The organism is Blochmannia endosymbiont of Camponotus sp. C-003 (assembly GCF_023585685.1).
Lineage (GTDB): Bacteria > Pseudomonadota > Gammaproteobacteria > Enterobacterales > Enterobacteriaceae > Blochmanniella.
Window position 1 is genome coordinate 364,740 of sequence record NZ_CP097764.1, and the last position, 25,413, is coordinate 390,152.

The following is a 25,413-nucleotide window of genomic DNA, read 5'->3' on the forward strand; positions in this document are numbered from 1 at the left end:
GGTTTTTATAAACTATACAAACATCACTATTACTATAGTATAATTATTTTGATTTTTTAGTTAAAATTTTTGATTGAATATTTGTTCGAGATATAATTACCTGATATATTATTTAGGTGGTCTGTATATTTTTACATTACGGAATCCTTGTTCATACAAATGTATTGCTTGTAATCTACTCATTATGCCATGATCACAATATAATAAATATACTTTATCTGGATCTAATTTATAAAATTGACCTATTAGTTTATAAAAAGGTATTTTTATCATTTCTATATTGTTGAGAAAAAGAGGATTTTTTTCTTGTTCAATTTCTGTTCGTATATCTAACACTATATCATTAGTGTCTAATATTTTTTTCGTTTCTATTTGCAATACATGTTGATTGATGATTTGATCAGGAATATTTTGTATGTCTATTACATAGGATTGAGACACTGCACGGTCTAATACAGTGAAATCAAAATTATTTTCTTCAAACTCAATGAGTTGTTTTGTTGTTTTTGTGGTTGATTTTTTTGATATTATTCCACAATATTCTGGAACAGATTTTGAAAATATTTCTGTCCCTATCTTTCGAGCTAAATCAATAATTTTTTCTTTGTCGTAAGCAATTAAAGGACGAAATATTACATGATTAGAAACATTGTCAATGAGTGTTAGGTTGCTTAAAGTTTGGCTTGATACCTGTCCTAGAACTTCTCCTGTTATCAACGCGGTAATTTTACAACGATTGGCTACCAATGATGCAGTACGTATCATCATACGTTTTAACACTACTCCTATTTGGTTATCTTTTATTTTATCAATAATTTCTTTGATGACTTCTGAAAAATCAATAGAAATAAATTTTATTTTATGAGAACTACTAAATTTATTCCATAGAAAATATATCACTCTACATACTTCAATAGCATGCGTAGCTCCACCTAAATTAAAAAAACAATAATTAACTTTACATCCTCTCCGAATTAACATATAGCTAGCAACTGCTGAATCAAATCCTCCTGAAATTAATGACAACACTTCTTGTTGCGTACCTATCGGAAAACCTCCTAATCCTTCATAACGTTTAATAATTATAAAAAGTTGATTATCTTTGATTTCTAAATATATAGTTTTTTCAGGTTGTGTTAAGTTAACTCTAATATTATTTATATTTTGACATAATTTATTTCCTAAATAATGTTCAACTTCCTGTGAAGTGAAATTATGTTTACCACGGCGTTTAACTCGCACACAAAAACTTGTTCCTGATAATTTAATATCGTAGTTCAAACTGAGTATAATTTTTTCATAAATATCCTGTAAAGAATGAAATATATGTTTTTTAATTAAAAAGAAATGATGAATGCCAGGAATATTCACTAAAATAGCGCATATTTTTTGGTTATTGTTACATATTACTTCAAGATAATCCCAATGACGTACAATTGATGCTAATTCGTTATTTTTTTTAAAAATAGTTTTGATGTTGCTAATCAAAATTTTTATAAAAAAAATTCGTACAGCACGACTTTTTATTGTGATTTCTGGTGATAATTTTATAATTATTTTCATATAAATATTTTATCTACTAAGATAGATAAGCATAAGAACGATATATTAGATATAGCAATAATATATTATATAAATATTACTATTTATATAATGCCACGATCTTTTTTTCGGTTTATCGCCAAAAATTGTGATAAGCTATTATATACATAATCAATATACAAATTTATAAAAATAATTCTACTAACATATAGATATTTTTATTATGTAATATTATTATGTACGTGCATGTATATTTACATATACACATCTAATAGTGTTTGTATTACGGTATATTGAAATATTATGTTTATGATTGATTTAGTTAATGAGTTACGTGACAGTCATCAACGAGTTGACGACGCTATTAGACGTTATTTGGTTATATTTCTTAAACAAGATGTATCTCTTCTTATACAAGCAATACGTTATAGTGTTTTGTTGGGAGGAAAACGTTTACGTCCTTTTTTAGTTTATCAAATAGGTAAATTGTTTGGTATTAGATCGTCAAATCTTAATGCTCCAGCCGCTGCTATTGAGTGTATACATGCTTATTCTCTCATTCACGATGATCTACCCATTATGGATAACGATAAATTGCGTAGAGGACGTCCAACATGTCATGTCAAATTTGGAGAATCTATTGCTGTTTTAGCAGGAGATGCTCTTCATACATTAGCTTTTACTATTCTTTCAGAAGCACATATGCCAACTGTCACAGATCAAGCTCGCTTAAAAATGATTGCTACATTAGCTGCCGCCAGTGGCGCTAATGGAATGTGTTTAGGTCAATCTTTAGATTTAATTAGTAAAAATAATAAAAATATTTCAGCCACACAGTTAGAAGCCATATACCAGCACAAAACAGGGTCGTTAATTCGAGCTGCAGTTCGCATTGGAGCTTTAGCAGCAGGAAATAAGAGCTATGACAACGATGTATTGGCATTTCTAGATCATTATGCTGCAACTATAGGATTGGCTTTTCAAATACAAGACGATATTATAGATGTTTCACATTCATATGATCATGAAAAAAATCGCAGTATGCAATCGAAAGATAATGACATCAACACTTATCCGAAGATATTAGGATTAAGAACAGCTCGTACTAAAGCTCAAGATTTATATTGTGAATCATTAACATCTTTAAAATATATTGCGAAATTAGGTTATAACGTTAATATTTTATCTGCATTTTCACGTTATATTATTAAACGTAACAACTAATATTACATACATAAATAATATTAGATAAAATTTAATATGAACTGTAATTTAAATAAATATCCTATATTAGGTTTGATCAATACTCCTAAAGAATTAAGACAATTATCTGAAGATTATTTAACAACATTATGTAATGAATTACGTCAATTTCTTTTAACTAGTGTCAGTAGATCTAGTGGACATTTTGCATCTGGATTAGGAACTATAGAACTTACTGTAGCATTGCATTATGTATATAATACTCCATTTGATTATTTAATTTGGGATGTAGGGCATCAAGCATATCCACATAAAATTCTTACGGGTCGGCGCGAACGTATTTTTAGTATTAGAAGGCGGCATGGGTTACATCCTTTTCCTTGTCGCGATGAAAGTGAATATGATGTGTTATCAGTAGGACATTCTTCTACTTCGATTAGCGCAGGGTTAGCTTTAGCAATAGCTGCAGAACGAGAAATGCTAGGACGGCGTACTGTATGTGTTATAGGGGATGGAGCTATAACTGCTGGGATGGCTTTTGAAGCAATGAATCATGCTGGATCTATAAAATCTGATTTATTGATTATTTTAAATGATAATGAAATGTCTATTTCAGAAAACGTAGGAGCATTGAATAATCATCATACTCATATTTCATCAGAACAAGTATATTTGGATTTAAAAATAGATAATAACAAAATATTGTCTGATGTTTTATCAACTAAGAAATTGATCAAACATATTAGTAACCCAATCAATAATTCTAGCAGCGGTACATCAAGTTCATTATTTTCTCAACTTGGTTTTAATTATATTGGTCCTATCAGCGGGCATGATGTATTAGAATTAATATATATGTTAAAAAATATACGTGATATGAAAGGTCCACAATTTTTACATGTTATTACCAAAAAAGGTTTTGGATATGAACCTGCAGAAAAAGATCCTATTAAATGGCACGCAGTGCCAAAATTTGATCCTGAAAGCGGATCATTACCGGTAGAACATTCTAAAAATATAACTTATTCTACGATTTTTGGTGATTGGTTATGCCAAGTTGCTGCTCGAGATAATAAGATTATAGGAATTACCCCTGCGATGAGAGAAGGCTCCGGAATGAGTATCTTTTCTCAGAAATATCCAAAACAATACTTTGATGTTGCAATTGCTGAGCAACATGCTGTGACATTTGCTGCTGGATTAGCTATAGCAGGTTATAAACCTATTGTCGCTATTTATTCAACATTTTTGCAACGCGCATATGATCAAGTAATTCATGATATAGCAATTCAAAATTTACCTGTATTATTTGCTGTTGATCGAGGAGGTATTGTTGGAGCAGATGGACAAACTCATCAAGGTGCTTTTGATTTGTCGTATTTACGTTGTATTCCGAATATGATAATAATGACTCCAAGTGATGCGTGTGAATGTAAGCTGATGTTATATACAGGATATCGTTATCGGTATGGGCCTAGTGTTGTACGTTATCCTAAAGGATATGCTGTGCCTGGTAATTTACTAGATACAACGGAATTGTATACTTTACCTTTAAGTAAGGGTGTAATACGTCGTAAGGGACATTGTATCGCTATTCTTAATTTTGGAACTTTATTACAGTCAGCTTATAATGTTGCATCTGAATTAAACGCAACTTTAGTGGACATGAGATTTGTTAAGCCATTAGATGAAAAACTAATAAAAAATCTTTCTAAAAATCACCAAGTATTAATAACATTAGAGGAAAATACAATAGTGGGGGGGGCCGGAAGTGGGGTAAATGAATTTGTTATGAAGAATAAATTATCAGTTCCAGTTTTAAATATTGGTTTGCCTGATTTTTTTATTCCCCAAGGTTCACAATCAGAGATGTTGTCTGAGCTTGGATTAGATAGTATAGGTATTTATAAAAAAATTATAAAATGGATACATTGAAACCACAAACACTACATCATGTGATGTAGTGTTTGTGGTATGATGACGTTTTGAATGAATGATCTAACACAATACAATTAACTCAACTATAGTTCAGCATTCAGCATATATATATATGTAAATATTTTAATAAAATAAATGCATTAGCAATAAAATGATGCAAATTGATAAAATACTTGCCAATATATCATCTATGATGATTCCAAATCCGCCTTTTATTTCGCGGTCACACCAGGAAATTGGCCAGGGTTTTACGATATCAAAAATTCTAAATAACAAAAAAGCGATGATCGTCCATAACCAATTATTATGTATTGGTACTGGTACTACACTTAATGTTATCCACATGCCAATAAATTCATCCCAAACGATTGATTGAGGATCATGAATACCAATGATTTTAGTAGTGTGATCACAAAAATATATACCTAATCCTATCCCAATAATCAGAAACAAAAAATAAAATTGAAATGAAAATAAATACATCAAAATCCACCATATTGGTATGGCCAATAATGACGCTACAGTACCTACTGGCAGATAAGAAATTGTTCCTAAACCAAAACCAGTGGCAAACAAACACCATATTTTAGATAATTTCAAGTTATTATTAATCATGAATCACGCTATGATTATATCAGCAAACGCCTAAACTGATGTGTGATCGATGAAAACAATCACTGTGTTTTTAAAATTATTTTTTTACAAACATAGAGTTGATCGGCTATATTATCTAATACTCCATTAATAAATTTATGACTTTTTTCAGCTCCAAAATTTTTTACAAGCTCAATTGCTTCATTAATGGCCACTTTATATGGTATAGTGTTACTACATTTAGTAAGCTCGAATAATGCAATACGCAACACTAAATGTTCAATATAACCTAATTGTTCCAAATTTCGAGATAGATACGGCATCATTAATTTATCTAATTCTTCCGCACAACTTATTACTCCAATATATAATTCATGAAAATAAGAAATATTAAAACTTTGAATATCTTGTTCTTTTATAATATAATGTTCTATTTCTTCAGTATTATTTTGAGATAATTGCCAAGAATACAATGCTTGTAATGCACATTCACGAGCACGTCTTCTACTAATTGTTTTCACATAATTCCTTTCGTATTCTTATATATGTTAAGAACTATTTTTGATTATTTTTAGTATATTAATCATTTCTAAAACAGCCAAAGCAGCTTCAGATCCTTTGTTATTAGATTTAATACCTGAACGTTCTATAGCTTGACCAATATTATCTGTAGTAAGTAATCCAAATCCAATAGGTAAAGTGTTTTCCATGGAAATTTTAGATAGCCCATAACTACATTCTTTTGCAACAAATTCAAAATGTGCAGTAAATCCACGAATCACTGTACCTAAAGCTATTAGTCCATCGTATTTGTGACTAATAGCCAATGCTTGTGAAGTTAATGGTAATTCATAAGCACCTGGTACCCAAATTATGGTTATATTTTCATCCTTTATGTGTCCAATTCTTTTTAAAATATCAACAGCTCCTTCCAATAAATTGTTATTAACGAATCGATTAAATCTAACGACAGCGATAGCAATTTTAGCGTTATTTGCCATAGTATCGCTTTCAATAATATTCATAATAATCCTGTGATTGCTTTGACTACTATATCATTACTTATTGTATTTATTGACATCATTATAACATGATATTGTAACACGCCAATAAATAAAATATTATATATTTTTTGGTATTAATCTTAAACGAATATCTGGGCCAACATTTTTTATATCAATTAATTTAAAAGACTTGATGTCATTCAGATATTTGATATCCGGTAATAAACATAAAGGTCTTGCGTCAGATCCTAAAAATTTTGTAGCTTGATACAGAATAAGCTCATCTACTAATCCAATATCTAATAATACCCCTGAAAAAGTAGCTCCTGCTTCCACCCAAATATTATTAATTCCACGATATCCAAGATGTTGCATTAGTTCTGTTAAGTTTATTTGATGACGGCCACGATAATTAATTGACGATAATAATAATTGTTCTACTGATGGAGGCCAATTTTGATGATCTTTTTTTAAACGCACGAGTAGAATTTTTCCTTTGTATCGTATAGCACGATGTGCTGGAAGCACTCTATTTGCGCTATCAATAATGACCCGTAGTGGCTGCCTAATTTGATGATTGGCATAAATACGTTTCATTTCGTCTGAAAAGCATGTCCAACGTACATTTAGTTTTGGATCATCTGCTAAAACGGTACTAGCAGTGGAAAGAATAACGTCGCTTTCTGCTCGAAAATGTTGTACATCTTGACGTGCCTGAATAGATGTAATCCATTTGCTTTCTCCAGAAGACATAGCGGTCCTACCATCTAGAGATGCAGCTAATTTTAATTTAACCCATGGGAATCCCGTGCGTACACGTTTTAGGAATCCTCTATTTATTGATTCAGCCTCTTCTAACATTAGACTATGTTGTACTTCAATGCCTGCTTTTTGTAACAAATGTAAACCACGTCCTCTTGCATAAAAATAAGGATCTAGCATAGCTACAACAACACGTTTAATTCCTGAGTTAATCAATGCAGTAGTACAAGGAGGAGTGCGTCCATAATGACTACATGGTTCTAAAGTAATGTAGGCTGTTGCTCCTTGCGCTAAATTTCCAGCAATACGTAACGCATGTATTTCAGCATGTGCTCCTCCTGTTCGTATGTGGTATCCTTCTCCTACAATTTTATTATCGCGAACAATAACGCATCCTACGTTAGGATTAGGCATAGTAGTAAAACGTCCTTTCCATGCTAATTGGAAAGCCCGTATTAAAAATTTTTTGTCATGTGGTATGAGATTATCTGTCATAGTATCATGAGATCGTGAGACTAAATATATTTTTATGTGATCAATTTTTTTTAATAAAAAAATAATTTAAATTCGATATTACGAGAGTACTAGTGTTTTGACTCTCTATTATGTCATAAATATTAATAAATCATTCCGTTAGTTAGGTATTGTAGTGATAATTAGATCTCATTTATCCGTATGTTATTGTAGTAATATTTATTGATGATTAAATATGTATGGCATTACTGTGTAGTGCATATTATAATATTGCTACAAATTTAATTTTGTTTACAATATAATTGATATTTTACTGTCCAAGTGTATTCAAAATATTTGAATAAACTGCAGTATCATTCAGTGTTATGACAATAGTAAAGATACTATTATATTTTTTAATGTTCGTTAAATACATATATAAAAAAATCAGCGGTGAAAAATTTTTTAATTAATTTTTATAAAATGATCACGTGCAGTACCAAATTTAAATGCTAACGATGAAGCTATATATATAGATGATACTGTGCCAATAATAGTGCCAAGTAACAGAGTGACCGCAAATCCGTATAACATGTCTCCCCCAAAAACTAGTAGTATTAGCAGTACCATAATAGTTGTGACTGAAGTTATGATAGTTCTACTGAGTACTTGACTCAATGAGATATTAAATATATCTATAGGTTTTGATACAGATGCATAATAGAAATTTTCTCTAATTCTATCAAAAATGACAATTTTGTCATTAATAGAGTATCCAATTGCTGACATTAGGGCAGCAATAATGGTGGAATCCATTTTAATAGTAAGTAAAGATAACATACCTAAAATAACTATTATATCGTATGTCAAAGATATAACTACTCCAGTCGCTAATCTCCATTCAAAACGAAAAGTTATATATATTAAAATACATATTAATGCGACTAATAAAGCCATTATTCCTGTATTTATCAGTTGACTATGAGCACTTGGCCCAATCCAATTTGTTTGTTTAATGAAAAAATTTTGGACCATACTTTCTTGTAAAGCATGTAGCACTATATTTGCGGTGTCTTGATTGATTTTATTTACATTAGGATTTAATGGTAATTGTATCATTATGTCTTTTGGGGAACCAAAATATTGCGCTGTAGGATTTTTGAATCCTGATTGAACCAAAATATTTTTAACATTAATGAGATTAATATCTTTTTCTGAAGTAATGTCAATTGACATACCTCCAGTAAAATCTAATCCCCAGTTAAAACCACGTGTTATCATGGTACTGCATGAAATGAAGAATAAAAATATTGATAAAAAAAATATTAAACGTTTCCATGCAAGAAAATCATAAATTCTATAATAAGCGTCACTCATTTTAAGAAAATTTAATTAAAAAATGTATTAAATTTGGTATATAATTCAAAAAAATAAAAAATTAAATAGATAGCTTACGAAGACTTCTTTTTCCATACACTAAATTAACAACAGCACGAGTACCGATAATAGAGGTAAACATTGATGTTCCTACTCCAATAATAGTAGTAATAGCAAATCCTTTAATTGGCCCCGTACCAATTGCATATAGTATAATAGAAGTGATAATGGTTGTAATATTTGCATCTACAATACTAGTCAATGCTTTACGATATCCTGTGTATATAGCATATTGCACGGGTTTACCTTTGTTTATTTCTTCTTTTATTCTCTCGTTAATTAATACATTTGCATCTATGGCTACAGATAAAGTTAATATTATCCCCGCTATACTTGGCATAGTCAGCACTATTCCTGGGATTATAGACATCGTACTTATCATAAGTATTAAATTAGCAATTAAAGCAATGCTAGCGATTAACCCGAAGTAATGGTACCATAAAATCATAAAACATATAGAAGTGAATATTCCTAAAGCACATGCGGTAAATCCTCGTGCAATGTTTTGTTTACCAAGTGTAGGACCAATAATTCGTTCTTCTTCAATATGAACAGGTGCCACTAACGTGCCCATGCGTAATAATAACGAAAGATGGCGCGCTTCATTTAAATTGTTGATCCCAAAGATACGGAAATTATCATTTAACTGGGATTGAATAGTAGCAATATTAATAATTTTTTCATGTTTAATTAAAATAGCATGATCTGTGGAATCTTTTTTTCCACTATCTTTGTATTCTATGAATAACGTAGCTATTGCTTTCCCAATATTATTTTTGGTGAAATTAGAAATTAGGATGCTACCTGTTTTATTTAAAGAAATATTTACTTGAGGTCTATTGTATTCATCTAAACTAACACTAGAATTAGTAATATTATCTCCAGATAACACTATTTGTTTATACAATGGTACTAAACAACCATTATTGCTCAATTTTATCTCGGAATCTTCTGGAATTAAATTATTGTTTATTTCAAATTCGCTTATTGATGAATTAACCAGTCGAAACTCCAGACTTGCAGTTGTACTAAGCATCTTTTTGATCTTATCAATATCTTGAAAACCAGGTAATTCTATAATAATACGCTCACTTCCATGACGTTGTATCAATGGTTCAATAATGCCTAATTGGTGTATACGGTGATGTAAAATAGTACAATTTTGATGTATTGTGTGCTCACGAATTGTATTTTTTTTGCTTTCAGAAAAAATCACATGTAATTTATTGGGTTCCATTGGATATAATATCAAGTCATTATCTATTTCAGATAAAGGTAAAACTGCTTCATTTCTATCACTAGCATTTTGAAAATTAATTTCAATATCATGATTTTTAATTTTGCATATTTTTAAATAAGGAATGTTTTTTTTAAGTAAGATGGTTTTGAAAATATCAATATATTTTTCTTGAAATTTATCTAGTACAGTTTTCAAATTCACATGTATTACAAAATATGTTCCTCCGCATAAGTCTAACCCTAATTTTATAGGCTTAGCTTTGATCGCAGATAACCAATGCGGTATATTTGGGGTATTACACAGCAATATCTGATATTTCTGTGAAAAAAGAGTTGATAATTTTTGGTAAGCCTGAAGTTGATTCTGTTCATTAAAAAATTGTATTCGAATTTTGTTTGATTGTAATACAATAGATTTATTAATGATTTCTTCGTGTGTAAGTATTTTTTTTATATAACATAATGTAATATTATCCATATTTTGATAGGGTTTTTCTGAAGCATATTGAGTAATGTAAATTGTAGGATAATTTCTGTATAAACTCGGTAGTGCGTAAATTATACTAGCAACGAATACTAATACAACCGCAAGATACTTCCATAACGGATAATTATTCAACACAAGATCTTATCTCAATCTACAAATTTATAAATTATAATGCTTTCATAGTGCCTTTAGGTAAAATGGCAGTAACGCAATCGCGCTTAATTAGTATTTCATTGCTATTAGTATTATTTTTCTCGTTGAGAATAATAAAGATATAACCTGTTTCTGTAACTTTAACTACACGACCTACCAATCCTCCATTAGTTAATATTTCGTCTCCTTTGGAGATGGAGTTTAATAATTCTTTATGAATTTTATTACGTTTTTGTTGTGGTCTAAAGATCATAAAATAAAAAATTCCAGCAAATACTGTTAACATGATCACTAAGGAATACGGATTACTCTGAGAATTAGCGTTGGCACTGGCCCAAGCAGTATTAGTAAATATGTTCATTAATATTTCCTGTTTTATAGAATAGTTGGAATCATTGGGTTTATTAAAAAAATACTGAATGTAAATTCAGTGTTAAATACTATTAACATGCTTATAAAACATGTTGATAAAGTTTTTTAATGATTTTTTTTTGATAGCTTGACGTAATCCCTCCATCAGACGCTGGTAATATCTTAAATTATGAATGGTATTTAAGCGCACACCAAGAATTTCTTTACAACAATCTAAATGATGCAGATACGAACGACTATAATTTTGACAAGTATAACAATCGCACTTTTTATCTAATGGAGAAGTGTCGCTTTTGTATTGTGCATTTCGAATTTTGATTGTTCCATCAGAAACAAATAAATATCCATTACGAGCATTGCGTGTTGGAATAACACAATCAAACATATCAATACCCTGCTGTACAGCTTCCAATAGGTCCTCTGGTTTACCAACACCCATTAAATAACGTGGTTTATTTGTAGGAATTAATTTACATATATGAGATAAAATACGATACATTTCCATTTTTGGTTCTCCTACCGATAAACCCCCTATTGCGTATCCATCAAAACCAATATTTATTAATTCCTTTGCTGATATATCCCTCAAGTTTTCATACATACCTCCTTGAATGATGGCAAACAACATATTTGAATTATGTAATGTATCAAAACGTAAACGGCTACGTTCAGCCCAATGCAAAGATATGTTGACTGATTTCTTTGCGTAATCCCAAGTGTTGGGATAAGATATACATTCATCAAATATCATAACTATATCAGATTTTAAATCATGCTGAATTTCTATAGATTTTTCTGGAGTTAAAAACACAAGACGACCATTGATAGGACTTTTAAAGTATACTCCTTCTTTTGTAATTGTACACATTTTACTTAAACTAAATACTTGGAACCCTCCAGAATCTGTAATTATTGGGCCAGTCCAATTCATGAATTTATGTAAACCACCGTGTAGTTTTATAATGTCTGATCCAGGACGTAACCATAAATGAAAAGTATTGCTTAAAATAATTTGTGTTCCGCTTGCTTTAATTTCTTTTGATGTTAATGTTTTGATGGATCCATAGGTTCCTACTGGCATAAAGGCAGGTGTATCTACTATTCCTTGATTACAAATAAGTTTACCAAGTCGTGCATATCCATCTGTTTCTAATAATTGAAATGACATAAATCTTATCCTAATTAAAGAAATGTTTATTAATTAAAATATAAATATATAGGTACTAATTATTACCGTATTTGTTATAAAAATTTATATTTATATATATATGCATATATAACATATACATAAATATAACTTACAAAATTACAATGTGTATGTTAATGATTTATAATCCTGAATAAATGCGATAAAAATATTTGTATTTTTATGATATAAAAATATTGATTTTAAAAGTGTGCATTAAACAATATTTTTTTAGGATCCATCAAATAAAATTTCCAAACAAAATATTTTTTTGTATGTATAAAAATTTTAATAGTTATGGCTATATTTGACACATATTGACATGATGGTCAATAGTTTAATAGTAATTATTGTAATCAATTATGATTGATATATTTATTTTTAAATTTTAACAATAGATTTTATGATTACAAAAAATATAAAATATACATTTTCCATGTATAGTATGGTTTTTTATTCAGACCAGTTGTATTAATGACGATTAGTTGATTTCATGCATAAATTTACTAAAAATCGTTAGTATATTATGGCATATAATTTTCTTAAAAATATTTGTTAAGAGAATATCATTTCTACAGTTACAATTTTTATTGTACATGGACGGATGTAGTATCAATTATTTGATATATCGTTCACATCAATTTTTTATTTATAAGCTAAAATGTAGTGACTCAATTTTATAATTGATAGTATCCTAATATTGTCAATATGATTATTATAATGGTTTATCAATTATATTTTTATGATTATCTCACAAATTTTCATTATTACCGATTGTTAAATTAAATATTGATTTTATTGAATCAGAGATTACACATGATGAGTATTTGTTTCTTATAGAGAAACTGTAGATATGGTCCAAAAGTATTAATGATATCATATATTTTTATATGGTCTAATTGTTATTATTGTTGATAACATCAAATGTTATAAATGTAACGACTTAATTTTTTGAGAAAATTTCATCGATCTGATTATATTTATTTAGTTATTTGTGAACTAAATGGTCATAATTTATGATGAAATTTGTGATTGAAACACAAAAATTTAGTGCTTAAAAAATGTAAATAAATTATTCCAAATTTTTATAATTTCTTAAAATATTGACCTTTTAATTAGAAAATATTGTAAATTTTCCAAATACAGAGTAATAACTGTCGTTCTATATATTTATTGTCAAGAAATATTAAAATTTTAATTAATAGTGTTTAATATTATAAATAAAGATTTATAAAATAAATTGTACGGTAATGATTAATTTTAATTATTATATTAAATATTAAAAAATAAGTTTTAATTTTCAAAACACGTTATAGTGTTATTATACAACAACAATCAAAATAACTAGCTTAGTAACCCATAAAAAAAATAAAATTTAACAATCATAATATTTAGGTGAATGAGAAATTTTTATTTAAAAAAAATTATATAGTATTGTTTGCATAAAGATAGTTTAAACAGTAGAATGAGTACTTTTGATTATCATTGTTACTATTTGTATATTTAATTTTTTAAATATATTAAACACGTTAAGCAAGGAATAAGGAATTAATCATGGTATTAGTTAGTCATTGTGCTCCAGATTTCACTTCCTCTGCAGTATTAGGAAGCGGTGAAATTGTGGATAATTTTAATTTATTAAATTATATTAATAAAAGAGAAGCAATAGTATTCTTTTGGCCCATGGATTTTACATTTGTCTGTCCCTCGGAGCTGATTGCTTGTGACAAACGTTATATTGAATTTCAGAAACGAAACGTAGAGGTTGTGGGAGTGTCTATAGATTCGGTTTTTGTGCACAATGCTTGGAGACAAGTTCCTGTCAGTCAAGGTGGAATTGGGTTATTGAAATATGTTATGGTTTCTGATATAAAACGTGAAATTATTAAGAAATATGGTGTTGAACATTCAAATAAAGGAGTGGCTTTGCGTGCTTCTTTCTTGATAGATAAATCGGGAGTTATACGTCATCAAGTAATCAATGATTTACCTTTTGGTAGAAATTTTGATGAAATGATTCGGATGGTAGATGCTTTGCAGTTTCATGAGGCACATGGTTTGTTGTGTCCCGCTCAATGGAACAAGAATAAGGAGGGATTAGAAGCATCACAGAAAGGGGTGGTTAATTATCTTTCTGACAATTTCTCTCAATTGTAAGTATATCATCATGTGCCTAGCGATTTACTACTAACATCATCATTCAATAATGGTGGTAGGATTATTAGGCTATTAGTTTTGTTTTGAGTGATACTAATATAATAAGATACAGATGCAGCAGTGAATTTAAGTGTAAACTATTTAGTTTATTTAAAGAGAAGAATAAGGTTCTTTCTTCATTATGCCGATAATAGGATTTGAACCTATATCCTTCGCATTACGAATGCGCTGCTCTGCCTGTCTGAGCTATATCGGCATTTGTTTATTACTAAAGCAGAAAGAGAGCGGTAATAACATATAACATATTGCCAAATAAAATGTTCCTACCCTCTCTTCTTTATAAAGAAGAGAGGGCTTATATCTTCAATCTTAGGAAACATAAACAGATAACAATTGCCCAGTGTATCACATTTATACAGAACAATCAAGTAAATACGCTTTTATTTTTGATTTGATTAATAATATTGAGTGTGGATTGCATATATCAACATTAGTTTTTCATTATTTATTATGAAATAGATCCCATTTCTTTCTCTATAAGAAAGATAAGTACATGGATTATTTTAATATGAATTTCTTGAATATGATCAGGATAACTTGCGTATGGCACACAAATTTCCATATCTATATAATCAGATAATTTTTTTTCTTTTTTTTCTCCGGTTAAAAAAATTATTTTCATACTTTGTTTGTATGCTGCTTCTATAGCATATAGAATATTAGTTGATTTTCCGGAGGTAGAGATAGCAAATAACACATCTTTCTCGTTTCCAATAGATTCAATATAGCGGGAGAAAACATATTCATAACCAAAATCATTACTAACGCACGATAAATATGAAGGATCAGAAATAGTTATTGCTGCATAACCTGATCGATTACTTCTATAGCGCCCAGTTAGTTCTTCTGAAAAATGCATGGCATTACAGTGGGAACCACCATTTCCACAGGACAATATTTTTCCTCCTGTTCTGAAAGTATTAGCGATAAGTTTTGCAGATGATTCTATTATTTTAATGTTATCTTTTTCACAAGAAAATATCTGCATTATTTTTATAGTTTCTTTAAATTCGTTATAAATTAAATTATGATACATAATTACTCCTTTAAAATAATCAAGATATATATATATTATTGTTATAGCGATATGTATTATTTCTTTAAGCAATTTAGAAATATGAATTTTTCATGATTATCCATAAAAATATATTTGTTTCTAGTGTAAAATTTATCTATAACATAGAATTATTGATATGTTATAAACATATCTGCTCTTTTATTTTATTATCATAGATAAATTGAAAATGGTTTTTGTGTTACATCATTTATTATTTTGTCGCCATATACAGTGTTTGTTTATCTGCTGTATGTTGTCTAAATATTCTTCGTGAACCAATTTTTCTTGTTCACTAGCATAAATAATTTTTAATGATTTTTTATGTGTACATTTTATATTATTTGATTGTTTAATATTATTAATTTTATTATTTGATATATTTGTATCTGTTATTTCCATAAATTTCATTTTTATTTGACCTCCACTCATAGCTAAAAATACATTAGCTAAAAGCTGTGCGTCAATCAATGCACTATGTAGGTTTCGTTGATTGTTACCATTGTTAATACAATAACGCTCGCATAATGCATCTAAGTTGTTACGTTGTCCTGGAAATTTTTTGCGAGCTAATTTTAAGCTGTCAATAATAACGCAGTAAGATTCTATTTTTTTTGAGTTTGCGTTGTAAATTTGTAATTCTTGATTAAGAAATCCTAGATCAAACGGAGCATTATGAATAATTAATTCACTGCCACGAATGAATGCTAAAAAATCATTTACTATTTCTGAAAAAGTTGGTTTATTTTTCAAAAATTGATCGGTAATTCCATGTATCTGAATAGCTTCAATATCCACCATGCGATTTGGTTTTATATAAACATGAAATGTGTTATCAGTTAAATGACGATTTATTATTTCCACTGCACCTATTTCAATGATCCTATGTCCTTCATAATGTTGTGGTCCAAACTTGTTCATTCCAGTGGTTTCAGTATCTAAAACAATTTGTCGTACAATATTAGTGCTCATAGCTTTCCATTTGTGTCACACTAGTTATTTGAATTGAAATCATAATATATCCTATAATATGTATAAAAAAATAGAAATTTTTACTGATGGATCATGTCTTGGTAATCCAGGACCAGGTGGTTGTGCTGCGATATTACGGTACAAACAACATAAAAAAGAATTTAGTATGGGATACCGCTTAACTACCAATAATCGTATGGAATTAATGGCAGCTATTATTGCATTAGAATCGCTTAAAAATTCTTGTCAAATTACTCTAAATACTGATAGCCAATATTTGTTACATGGAATTACTCAGTGGATTCACATATGGAAAAAACATCACTGGAAAACTTCTGAAGAAAAATTAGTAAAAAATATTGATTTATGGCTACGTTTAGATACAGCAATACAAACTCATAATATTATTCATTGGAATTGGTTAAAAAGTCATACTGGACATCCAGATAATGAACGGTGCGATCAACTAGCTCGATTAGCCGCTAGATGTCCTTTGAAAGAAGATTTTTATTAATGACAATAATATTATCGGTAATAAGTATTACAATATAATTAATGTTATTATATGTGGTAAGCATACATATATTTTTAAAATATACAATTTCAGTATATATTCATATCTTTCAGATTCTTACTAGTCAACCTAACATATATCTTTTCATTTTACAATGATATAAATACTATTCATAATAATTTATGAAATTTTTATTGCATTTATATTTATATTTAAAAAAAATTAACTTAAGTGTAAAAAATAATATTTTTTATTTATTGCATATTTATAAAAAAATTTTAAAATAACTATTTTAAAATTTTTTAACTACAGTCAATTGATGAATATTATTAGAGTTCGGGTATTTAACACTAATTATATTTGGTTTTTGTATAATTACAGAGGTGAAGGCATAATTGTTGATCCCGGAGAGGCGGTAAAAGTATTAAATATCCTAAAGAAGCTTCAATTTAAATTACGAGCAATTTTATTAACTCATAATCATTTTGATCATATCAATGGAGTGTTCTCGTTAACTCGATATTTTCCAAAAACTATTGTTTATGGTCCAATGGAAACTAAAAATAATGGCGCTCACTGCTTGGTGTCAGAAGGAGATGATTTTGTATTATTACAGAAAAAATTTAAAGTTATTAATTTGACTGGACATACATTGGGGCATATTGGATTTTATAGTGCGCCTTGGTTGTTTTGTGGAGATACTGTGTTTTCAGCAGGGTGCGGTAAAATTTGTGTAGGATTTGCTCAGAAAATGTATGAATCTATTTTAAAAATTAAACATCTTCCTAGCAATACTTTGATTTTCAGTGGACATGAGTATACTTTATCTAATATTAATTTCGCTATTTCTATTTTGTCTCGAGATCAATCTATCATTGATTATCGTAATAAGATTATTAAAATGATTAAAAACAACCAACCCATTGGTCCAACGACAGTAAATTTAGAAAGAAGGATTAATCTTTTTTTTCGTTGTGATAACTTAGATGTAAAAAAATCACTAAATTTACCTTTTAATCTGAAAGAAGACTGGCAAGTTTTTTCTGCATTACGCAATAAAAAAGATTCGTTTTAGTCTATATTTTAATATAGGCACTGAATCTTGATTATTGTTTCTTAACTGTAATTCCTAATTTAAAAAATAATACCAGTGCTAATTAAAACTTTTTTGTTAATTTTATATCTTATATGAATGTTAGTTCTAATTGCAGTTGAAATTATTTTCTATCTTATAAAAATGCATATGATACACAATAAAATACTTAAAAAATTTAAGTTGTAATCTTATATTTAGTATATTTTTATTTACTAAATACACATAGAAATTTTCTGGTCATCATAATAATTTATTTAATTGCATAAACAATAAAATCCATTTATCTGTATTATTCTTTCAGTTATTCTAGCTTTGATGATTAGATTCCGTTAAATTTAAGATACTTGGCAGCCCCCTACTCTCACATGAGGAAACCCCCACACTACCATCGGTACTACGACATTTCACTTCTGAGTTCGGAATGGAATCAGGTGGTACTATCGCGCTAATGCCGCCAAGTATAATCTTTGAATAACAAACCAAATATCAACAAATTCAATCAACGTTTTACATTGTATAGGATTTTTTTTTAAAACAAAATAGATTCTAAAAATTATTAATTTTTATCTGTTCACTATACTATTAAATAATAGTACACCATCTTATGATGGTATCGTTCCTATATTTCTTTCATTGTAAAATCAATATAACTTTATATATAAAGCGCAGATCTTAAATGATTTATCACAGGATCAACAGTAGGAAACAAATTGTGCCATAAGAAAAAAGAATGAGCTGCTTGTTCTACTAGCATACCTAATCCATCTGAACAATAATTTGACCCATTTTTTTTACACCATGTTATGAACAATGTATCTTGTTTTGTGTAAAACAAATCATAACATTTAGTTTCAGGATTAACAAGAACAGATGGTATTTTTGGAATAGTGTTGTATATGTTGCTAGTGGTAGCGTTAATAATTAAACTATATTTATTAGTGTCATAACGTAATTTGTATAAAGGGAGACATGATATGTTGTTATACCCTATTTCTTGATAATAAGATGTCAATTTCTGTGCCCTAGCAAATGTTCTATTCACTATATTTATATGACATGTTGTAATAGTGTTTAAAAGCATAGGAACAATTCCTTTTGCTGCACCTCCAGCTCCAATTAATAGAATATTCGTTGTTGTAGATTCTTGAGAAGTAATATGATTATTATTATCTATCCAATTAAGACGTTTTAAATCGCTAATAAATCCTATACCATCAGTATTATCTCCCAGTAAAGTACCATTTTTTAGTTTTTTTATCGTATTAACTGAGCGAGCTTTTTTAGATCGTTCAGTTAATTGATTGCACAAAAAGTATGCATTTTCTTTAAATGGAGAAGTAATGTTTGCTCCTAATCCGCCTAATTTGAAAAAATTATGCAATAAATAATGGAAATTATCGTGTAATGCCAATATAAGTTTGTATTCTTTTGATATTCCAATTTCATGTGCAAACAATGCGTAAATTTCTGATGATTTGCTATGTTTAATTGGATTACCAAAAACAGCAAAAGAACTCATCTGTTTATCTCCTTGAATAATGGAAATTATCCACCTCGAATTAGTTTGCCTGTCATAACATCTCTAATTTCTGAAGGATTAGATCTGCCAAGTATATCTTCATACATGATAGGCATGTTATGCCCGAGTTGCTCATGTATTTCTTTAATAGTACGCGCAGGGGGTTGTCCAGATAAATTTGCACTGGTAGATACTAAGGGTTTTCCAAAGGCTAAGCAAAGATGTTGAATTAGTTCAAAATGAATAACTCGTACTGCTAAAGATGAAAATTGGCCTGTTAACCAATATGGAGTATTAGATTTTGCTGGAAATACCCATGTCACTGGCCCAGGCCAAGTAGAAAAGACTTGTGATTGTTGATTTTCATTTAAGAAACTATCGTCAATATATTTAAGTAATTGTGTATAATTAGCAGCAATTAAAATTAAACCCTTCCTCCAAGATCTATTTTTTATTTTTAGTAAGGTAGATATCGCTTGTTTATTATCAGGATCACATCCTAAACCAAACATTGATTCTGTCGGATAAATGATCACTTTACCTTGATTTAGTTGTATAAGTAAATTTTTCATATTTGATAAAGGGAATATCTTTATTATAGATCATAATCCCAAATTTATTATTTAATAATAATAGAACAATATTCTTTTATCTAAAAGATATTTTAGAAAAATAATAAATTTTCAGCGATTAATTAGACAGTTTTTTATTTTATATGTTAATTATTTTTTATAAAAAATATAATTATATATTTTATCAAATATTTTGTGGTATAATATATATGGTCTTTATATGTATTTAACTGTATTTTAAATATTGTTTAATTATTTAGAAAAATGGTACGTTTATTGATTAGATATTAAGTAATGATTTCAAATGCCATTGACCTATTCATTAAGTTTTTATTGCAGTATATTATCATTATAAATATAAAATATCCACACCCATATCTTGATTATATTCATAAGTCATTAGATAATGTACGAATTTCATTTAATAATATTTTTATTTTATGTCGATATTAGAGATATTGTATTATCCTGATGAACGTCTTAGAACAATCGCTGATCCTGTTGTTACAGTATCTAATGATACCAATCAAATTATAAGTGATATGTTTGATACTATGTATTTTAAAAAAGGTATTGGATTAGCTGCAACACAAGTTAATATCCATCAACAAATTATTGTTGTTGATCTTTATAAAAAAGACAATCAACGTTTAGTTTTTATTAATCCTGTTATTACAAAAAAAGAAGGTATTATTAGTATTACTGAAAGTTGTTTATCTATTCCTCAAATATACGAGATTATTCCACGTTCAGCAAAGATAACTATTCAATCATTAGATCAATGCGGTAATAAATTTGAAATGGAAGCTGATAAGTTATTAGCAATTTGTATTCAACATGAAGTAGATCATTTATTTGGAAAACTTTTTATTGATTATTTATCTCCATTACAAATTAAAAGAATTCATAAAAAAATAAAAAAATTATCTAAAACATTCAAAAAAAATCAGCTGTCTTTTGACATATAATGTATTATGGCACACTTGAAACCGTTGCGTATTGTTTTTTTTGGAACTACAAATTTTGCGATGTGGCATTTACATATGTTAGCTCATTTATCTGTACATAAGATAATAGCAGTGTTTACACAAGAGATACGATCATCTAAATCCTTTTTATTTTTATACGAAATAACAAAAAAATACAGCATATCATTGTTTCAATCTCGTATCTTATCTATTGCTGATATTGTGTATATTATCAAAAAAATCGACGTGGATTTAATAATAGTTGCATCTTACGGTTTGATTTTACCGCAAGAAATATTAAATATACCACGATTGGGTTGTATTAATATACATGGGTCACTATTACCTCGTTGGCGAGGTCCAGCGCCAATTCAACGTGCATTAGAATATGGTGACTCCATTACAGGAATAACTATTATTCAAATGGATTTAGGAATTGATACTGGAGATATTTTGCATATTATGCCTTGCAAAATTTTTCCAAAAGATACTAGTTATACTCTTTCTAATAGATTGGTCAACATCGGATCTACTATGTTGTTTCAAGTACTGGATCAATTTGTATTAGGTACATTTACTTTGATACCTCAAGATCCGACTTATGCAACATATGCGCATAAATTGAATAAACAAGAAGCACGCATCAATTGGAATTTATCAGCGATCCAATTGGAACGATGTGTCCGAGCTTTTAATCCATGGCCAATTAGTTATTTTCAAATAAAAAATGATCGCATCAGAATTAGAGTATGGGATGCTGAAGTAAGTAATCAAAACGTCAATAACCGATTTTCGTTATCATCTGTATTACCGGGTACTATATTAGCAACTGATTTAACTGGAATTCATGTTGGTACTGGTTCTGGAATATTAATACTTACTATGTTGCAAATTGCAGGAAAAAAAATAACACCTGTACGTGATATTCTCAATGCATACCAAGAATGGTTCAAACCTAATTCTGTGTTAGAATAGAATGGTATTAGTATGTTTACATTTATTGATTAGATTTAAATATGTATCTTTTTGAATTATTTATTTTATATTTTTTGTTTTATTTTGGATCGTTCCACTAATTCTATATATGCCATTGGAGCGTTATCTCCCTTACGTAATCCACATTTTAGTATGCGGGTATACCCTCCAGGACGATTATAAAAATTCGGGCTTATTTGTGTGAATAATTTTGTAACAACATCATTATTCCTAGTTTTAGAAAAAACTAGACGACGATTTGCAATCGTATCTACTTTGCTGCATGTAATCAGCGGTTCAATAATACGACGTAATGCCTTAGCTTTAGATAAAGTAGTTTTTATAATTTGATGCATTACCAATGAAGCAACCATATTTTTAAACATAGCTTTACGATGAGAACTGGTTCTATTTAGTTTAAAACCTATTTTTCGATGACGCATAATAAATCACCTTTTTGGATACTAAATTATTCATGATTAATTGTCTAAAATACTTGTAGGAGGCCAATTTTCTAAATGTGTTCCTAAAGATAATCCACGAGATGCTAATACATCTTTTATTTCTGTCAGTGATTTTTTTCCTAAATTAGGAGTTTTTAATAATTCTACTTCTGTTCGTTGCACTAAATCTCCAATATAGTGAATAGATTCTGCTTTTAGACAATTAGCAGAACGTACAGTAAGTTCTAAGTCATCAACAAGACGTAATAAAATGGGATCAAATTCTGGTTTTTCTTCTTTGTGTTCTGGTTGATGTATATCTCTTAAATCAATAAATGCTTCAAGTTGTTCAGATAAAATTGTTGCTGCACGTCTAATTGCTTCTTCTGGTTCTATAGTTCCATCTGTTTCCATATCAATAATCAGTTTATCTAAATCTGTACGTTGCTCAACACGAGCAGCTTCTACATTATAAGAAATTCTCTCTACTGGACTGTAACATGCATCTAATAACAACCGACCAATTGGAAACAGATCTGATTCAGGATTGAATCTAGAAGAAGCGGGAACATAACCTCTCCCACGCTGCACTTTAATACGCATATTAATAGATGTATCTTTGTCAGTTATATGACATATAATATGATTTGGGGTAACAATTTTTACACTATTATTATCATGTAAAATATCATTTGCAATCACAGGTCCAATACCAGATTTTTTTAAAGTTAAAGTAATACTATCTTTTCCTTCAATTCTAATGGCTAATTTCTTTAAGTTAAGTAAAATCTCTAGAACGTCTTCTTGTATACCTTCTTTTGTACTATACTCATGTAATACTCCATCAATTTCAACCTCTGTTATAGCATATCCAGGCATTGAAGAAAGCAAAATACGACGCAAAGCGTTTCCTAAAGTATGACCGAATCCTCGTTCTAACGGCTCTAAAGTTACTTTAGAGCGTGTTGCAGTGATTTGTTCGATATCTACTAAGCGTGGTTTTAAAAATTCTATTACAGAGCTCTGCATATTGCCTCTCTTTTTTATTATTTCAAATAATTTTGATTATTTTGAATATAATTCAATAATTAAATGTTCATCGATATTTGCAGATAATTCACTACGTTCTGGATAACGTTTAAATAGACCTTGTAGTTTCACGGGATCCACTTCAATCCATGGTAATTTTTCTCTGTGCTGCTCAGTCAGTTCTAAAGCGGCGTGAATTCTGGATTGTTTATGTGATTTTTTATGTATTTTAATAACAGTATTCGGAACAACTTGATATGAAGCTATGTTAACAATATGGTTTTCAACCATAATAGATTTGTGATTTACTAGTTGGCGAGCTTCAGCGCGTGTTGCTCCAAATCCCATACGGTATACAGTATTATCTAATCTGCTTTCTAATAATTTTAATAAATTTTCACCAGTATTACCTTTAATACGTGCAGCTCTTTTATAATAGTTAGAGAACTGACGTTCTAAGATACCATATATGCGTTTAACTTTTTGTTTTTCTCGTAGTTGTATTCCATAATCTGAAAATCGAGATTTACGTATATTATGTTGTCCTGGAGGTTGTTCAAGTTTACATTTGGAATCAATAGCACGGATTCCAGATTTTAAAAAAAGATCTGTCCCCTCACGACGACTTAATTTAAGTTTAGGTCCCAAATATTTAGCCATATGTTTTATTCCTTACAAATAAACTAATAAATTTTATTTAGACACGGCGTTTTTTAGAAGGACGGCAACCATTATGAGGAATTGGGGTGATATCAGTGATGCTCGTAATATGAAATCCTGCTGCATTTAATGCTCTTATTGCAGATTCACGTCCTGGTCCTGGCCCTTTAACCATAACTTCTAAATTTTTTACTCCATATTCTTGAACTATTTCAGCACAACGCTCTGCTGCTATTTGAGCAGCAAATGGTGTAGATTTTCGAGATCCTCGAAATCCAGAGCCTCCAGCTGTAGCCCAACCTAAAGTATTACCTTGTTTATCACTAATAGTAATGATAGTATTGTTAAAAGATGCATGTATATGCGCTATGCCATCTAAAATTTGTTTTTTGATCCGCTTTCGCGCTCTAAGATTGGATGATTTAATCATGTTATATTTTTATTTTTTTATTTATTAATGTTTATTTGAATTATTTGTTTATTGATTTGCGTGGACCTTTACGGGTTCTAGCATTTGTTCTAGTTCTTTGCCCCCGTACTGGTAAATTACGACGATGACGTAATCCTCGATAAGTGCCCAGATCAATTAATCGTTTGATACTTAGAGTCACCTCTCGACGTAAATCTCCTTCTACGATATATTTACCAACGGCATCACGTAATTTATCTATATGAATTTCAGATAATTTACAAAGTTGTACATTTTCGTTTATACCTGTGTTCAAACAAATTGATCGAGCACGAGATTTGCCAATACCGTAAATAGACATTAAAGCAATAACGGCATGTTTTTTATCAGGAACATTGACGCCTGCTATACGTACCATTATTTTTATACTCCTAAAAAATAAATATTCTGTGTTGAATGACAATTATCCCTGTCGTTGTTTATGTTTTGGATCCACTCTACAAACTACACGAATAACGTTATGTCTTTTTACAATTTCACAGTGACGACACAATTTTTTCACTGACGTACGTACTTTCATAATTTGTCCTATAATTGTATGTATATGATTTTTAA

General features: G+C 29.2%; 26 protein-coding genes, 1 tRNA gene and 1 rRNA gene. 7 read left to right on the forward strand and 21 right to left on the reverse strand.

Going from position 1 to position 25,413, the window contains the following annotated elements; translation table 11 throughout:
* Positions 1–108: 108 nt before the first annotated feature.
* On the reverse strand, positions 109–1,563 hold the full coding sequence (thiI, locus tag M9397_RS01470) for a tRNA uracil 4-sulfurtransferase ThiI (protein WP_250227193.1): 1,455 nt from the start codon (positions 1,561–1,563) through the stop codon (positions 109–111).
* 282 nt (positions 1,564–1,845) lie between these two features.
* Between thiI and ispA the strand changes: the two genes are divergently transcribed.
* Positions 1,846–2,766, forward strand: a complete 921-nt coding sequence (gene ispA / locus M9397_RS01475) for a (2E,6E)-farnesyl diphosphate synthase (RefSeq protein WP_320411834.1) — start codon at positions 1,846–1,848, stop codon at positions 2,764–2,766.
* Positions 2,767–2,802: 36 nt separating this feature from the next.
* Positions 2,803–4,680 carry a 1-deoxy-D-xylulose-5-phosphate synthase gene (dxs, locus tag M9397_RS01480; protein ID WP_250226640.1) on the forward strand — a complete coding sequence of 626 codons (1,878 nt, stop codon included), beginning with the start codon at positions 2,803–2,805 and terminating at the stop codon, positions 4,678–4,680.
* A 126-nt stretch (positions 4,681–4,806) separates the two neighbouring features.
* On the opposite strand, the gene M9397_RS01485 is transcribed toward dxs, so the two are convergent.
* The 8 genes from M9397_RS01485 to tgt form a co-directional block, all read right to left on the reverse strand.
* On the reverse strand, positions 4,807–5,298 hold the full coding sequence (locus M9397_RS01485; protein WP_250259855.1) for a phosphatidylglycerophosphatase A family protein: 492 nt from the start codon (positions 5,296–5,298) through the stop codon (positions 4,807–4,809).
* A gap of 59 nt (positions 5,299–5,357) precedes the next feature.
* Positions 5,358–5,798 carry a transcription antitermination factor NusB gene (nusB, locus tag M9397_RS01490; protein WP_250226642.1) on the reverse strand — a complete coding sequence of 147 codons (441 nt, stop codon included), beginning with the start codon at positions 5,796–5,798 and terminating at the stop codon, positions 5,358–5,360.
* A gap of 27 nt (positions 5,799–5,825) precedes the next feature.
* A complete protein-coding gene (gene ribH, locus M9397_RS01495; protein WP_250226643.1) occupies positions 5,826–6,302 on the reverse strand; it encodes a 6,7-dimethyl-8-ribityllumazine synthase in 477 nt (158 codons plus the stop codon).
* 96 nt (positions 6,303–6,398) lie between these two features.
* On the reverse strand, positions 6,399–7,538 hold the full coding sequence (gene ribD / locus M9397_RS01500; protein ID WP_250259857.1) for a bifunctional diaminohydroxyphosphoribosylaminopyrimidine deaminase/5-amino-6-(5-phosphoribosylamino)uracil reductase RibD: 1,140 nt from the start codon (positions 7,536–7,538) through the stop codon (positions 6,399–6,401).
* Positions 7,539–7,961: 423 nt separating this feature from the next.
* On the reverse strand, positions 7,962–8,873 hold the full coding sequence (gene secF, locus M9397_RS01505; RefSeq protein ID WP_250259859.1) for a protein translocase subunit SecF: 912 nt from the start codon (positions 8,871–8,873) through the stop codon (positions 7,962–7,964).
* Positions 8,874–8,934: 61 nt separating this feature from the next.
* Complete coding sequence (gene secD, locus M9397_RS01510; protein ID WP_250226646.1) at positions 8,935–10,794, reverse strand: protein translocase subunit SecD; 1,860 nt, start codon at positions 10,792–10,794, stop codon at positions 8,935–8,937.
* Positions 10,795–10,825: 31 nt separating this feature from the next.
* Positions 10,826–11,173: a preprotein translocase subunit YajC gene (yajC, locus tag M9397_RS01515; protein ID WP_250226647.1), complete on the reverse strand. Its 348-nt coding sequence runs from the start codon at positions 11,171–11,173 to the stop codon at positions 10,826–10,828.
* 72 nt (positions 11,174–11,245) lie between these two features.
* Positions 11,246–12,352 carry a tRNA guanosine(34) transglycosylase Tgt gene (gene tgt / locus M9397_RS01520; protein ID WP_250259861.1) on the reverse strand — a complete coding sequence of 369 codons (1,107 nt, stop codon included), beginning with the start codon at positions 12,350–12,352 and terminating at the stop codon, positions 11,246–11,248.
* A 1,572-nt stretch (positions 12,353–13,924) separates the two neighbouring features.
* On the opposite strand from tgt, the gene M9397_RS01525 reads away from it, so the two are divergent.
* Positions 13,925–14,527, forward strand: coding sequence for a peroxiredoxin C (locus M9397_RS01525; protein ID WP_250226649.1), 603 nt, complete (start codon positions 13,925–13,927; stop codon positions 14,525–14,527).
* Between the two features lie 182 nt (positions 14,528–14,709).
* Here M9397_RS01525 and M9397_RS01530 read toward each other — a convergent pair.
* The 3 genes from M9397_RS01530 to dnaQ form a co-directional block, all read right to left on the reverse strand.
* Positions 14,710–14,783, reverse strand: a tRNA-Thr gene (locus M9397_RS01530).
* Between the two features lie 252 nt (positions 14,784–15,035).
* A complete protein-coding gene (gene lpcA, locus M9397_RS01535) occupies positions 15,036–15,623 on the reverse strand; it encodes a D-sedoheptulose 7-phosphate isomerase (protein WP_250226650.1) in 588 nt (195 codons plus the stop codon).
* A 225-nt stretch (positions 15,624–15,848) separates the two neighbouring features.
* Complete coding sequence (gene dnaQ, locus M9397_RS01540; protein ID WP_250259863.1) at positions 15,849–16,613, reverse strand: DNA polymerase III subunit epsilon; 765 nt, start codon at positions 16,611–16,613, stop codon at positions 15,849–15,851.
* A gap of 58 nt (positions 16,614–16,671) precedes the next feature.
* Here dnaQ and rnhA point away from each other — a divergent pair, with 58 nt between their 5' ends.
* Together rnhA and gloB are read left to right on the forward strand one after the other, a co-directional pair.
* Positions 16,672–17,127 (forward strand): ribonuclease HI, encoded by a 456-nt coding sequence (gene rnhA, locus M9397_RS01545; protein ID WP_250226652.1) that lies wholly within the window; start codon positions 16,672–16,674, stop codon positions 17,125–17,127.
* Between the two features lie 319 nt (positions 17,128–17,446).
* A complete protein-coding gene (gene gloB / locus M9397_RS01550) occupies positions 17,447–18,202 on the forward strand; it encodes a hydroxyacylglutathione hydrolase (protein WP_250259865.1) in 756 nt (251 codons plus the stop codon).
* 363 nt (positions 18,203–18,565) lie between these two features.
* Here gloB and rrf read toward each other — a convergent pair.
* The 3 genes from rrf to tsaC form a co-directional block, all read right to left on the reverse strand.
* Positions 18,566–18,682, reverse strand: a 5S ribosomal RNA gene (rrf, locus tag M9397_RS01555).
* A gap of 193 nt (positions 18,683–18,875) precedes the next feature.
* A complete protein-coding gene (aroE, locus tag M9397_RS01560) occupies positions 18,876–19,742 on the reverse strand; it encodes a shikimate dehydrogenase (protein ID WP_250259867.1) in 867 nt (288 codons plus the stop codon).
* 26 nt (positions 19,743–19,768) lie between these two features.
* Positions 19,769–20,314, reverse strand: a complete 546-nt coding sequence (tsaC, locus tag M9397_RS01565; RefSeq protein WP_250226655.1) for an L-threonylcarbamoyladenylate synthase type 1 TsaC — start codon at positions 20,312–20,314, stop codon at positions 19,769–19,771.
* A 440-nt stretch (positions 20,315–20,754) separates the two neighbouring features.
* Here tsaC and def point away from each other — a divergent pair, with 440 nt between their 5' ends.
* Positions 20,755–21,282 carry a peptide deformylase gene (gene def, locus M9397_RS01570; RefSeq protein WP_250226656.1) on the forward strand — a complete coding sequence of 176 codons (528 nt, stop codon included), beginning with the start codon at positions 20,755–20,757 and terminating at the stop codon, positions 21,280–21,282.
* A 6-nt stretch (positions 21,283–21,288) separates the two neighbouring features.
* Positions 21,289–22,257, forward strand: coding sequence for a methionyl-tRNA formyltransferase (gene fmt / locus M9397_RS01575; protein ID WP_250226657.1), 969 nt, complete (start codon positions 21,289–21,291; stop codon positions 22,255–22,257).
* A 65-nt stretch (positions 22,258–22,322) separates the two neighbouring features.
* On the opposite strand, the gene rplQ is transcribed toward fmt, so the two are convergent.
* Genes rplQ through rpmJ form a run of 6 tightly spaced genes read right to left on the reverse strand, consistent with a single transcriptional unit; the run spans position 22,323 to position 25,378 of the window.
* Positions 22,323–22,700, reverse strand: a complete 378-nt coding sequence (gene rplQ, locus M9397_RS01580; RefSeq protein WP_250226658.1) for a 50S ribosomal protein L17 — start codon at positions 22,698–22,700, stop codon at positions 22,323–22,325.
* Between the two features lie 36 nt (positions 22,701–22,736).
* Entirely contained in the window at positions 22,737–23,729 is a 993-nt protein-coding gene (locus M9397_RS01585; protein ID WP_250226659.1) for a DNA-directed RNA polymerase subunit alpha, read from the reverse strand.
* A gap of 36 nt (positions 23,730–23,765) precedes the next feature.
* On the reverse strand, positions 23,766–24,389 hold the full coding sequence (gene rpsD / locus M9397_RS01590) for a 30S ribosomal protein S4 (RefSeq protein ID WP_250226660.1): 624 nt from the start codon (positions 24,387–24,389) through the stop codon (positions 23,766–23,768).
* A gap of 37 nt (positions 24,390–24,426) precedes the next feature.
* On the reverse strand, positions 24,427–24,819 hold the full coding sequence (gene rpsK, locus M9397_RS01595) for a 30S ribosomal protein S11 (RefSeq protein ID WP_420022206.1): 393 nt from the start codon (positions 24,817–24,819) through the stop codon (positions 24,427–24,429).
* Between the two features lie 40 nt (positions 24,820–24,859).
* Entirely contained in the window at positions 24,860–25,216 is a 357-nt protein-coding gene (gene rpsM / locus M9397_RS01600; protein WP_250226661.1) for a 30S ribosomal protein S13, read from the reverse strand.
* A gap of 45 nt (positions 25,217–25,261) precedes the next feature.
* Entirely contained in the window at positions 25,262–25,378 is a 117-nt protein-coding gene (gene rpmJ, locus M9397_RS01605; RefSeq protein WP_250226662.1) for a 50S ribosomal protein L36, read from the reverse strand.
* Positions 25,379–25,413: the final 35 nt, after the last annotated feature.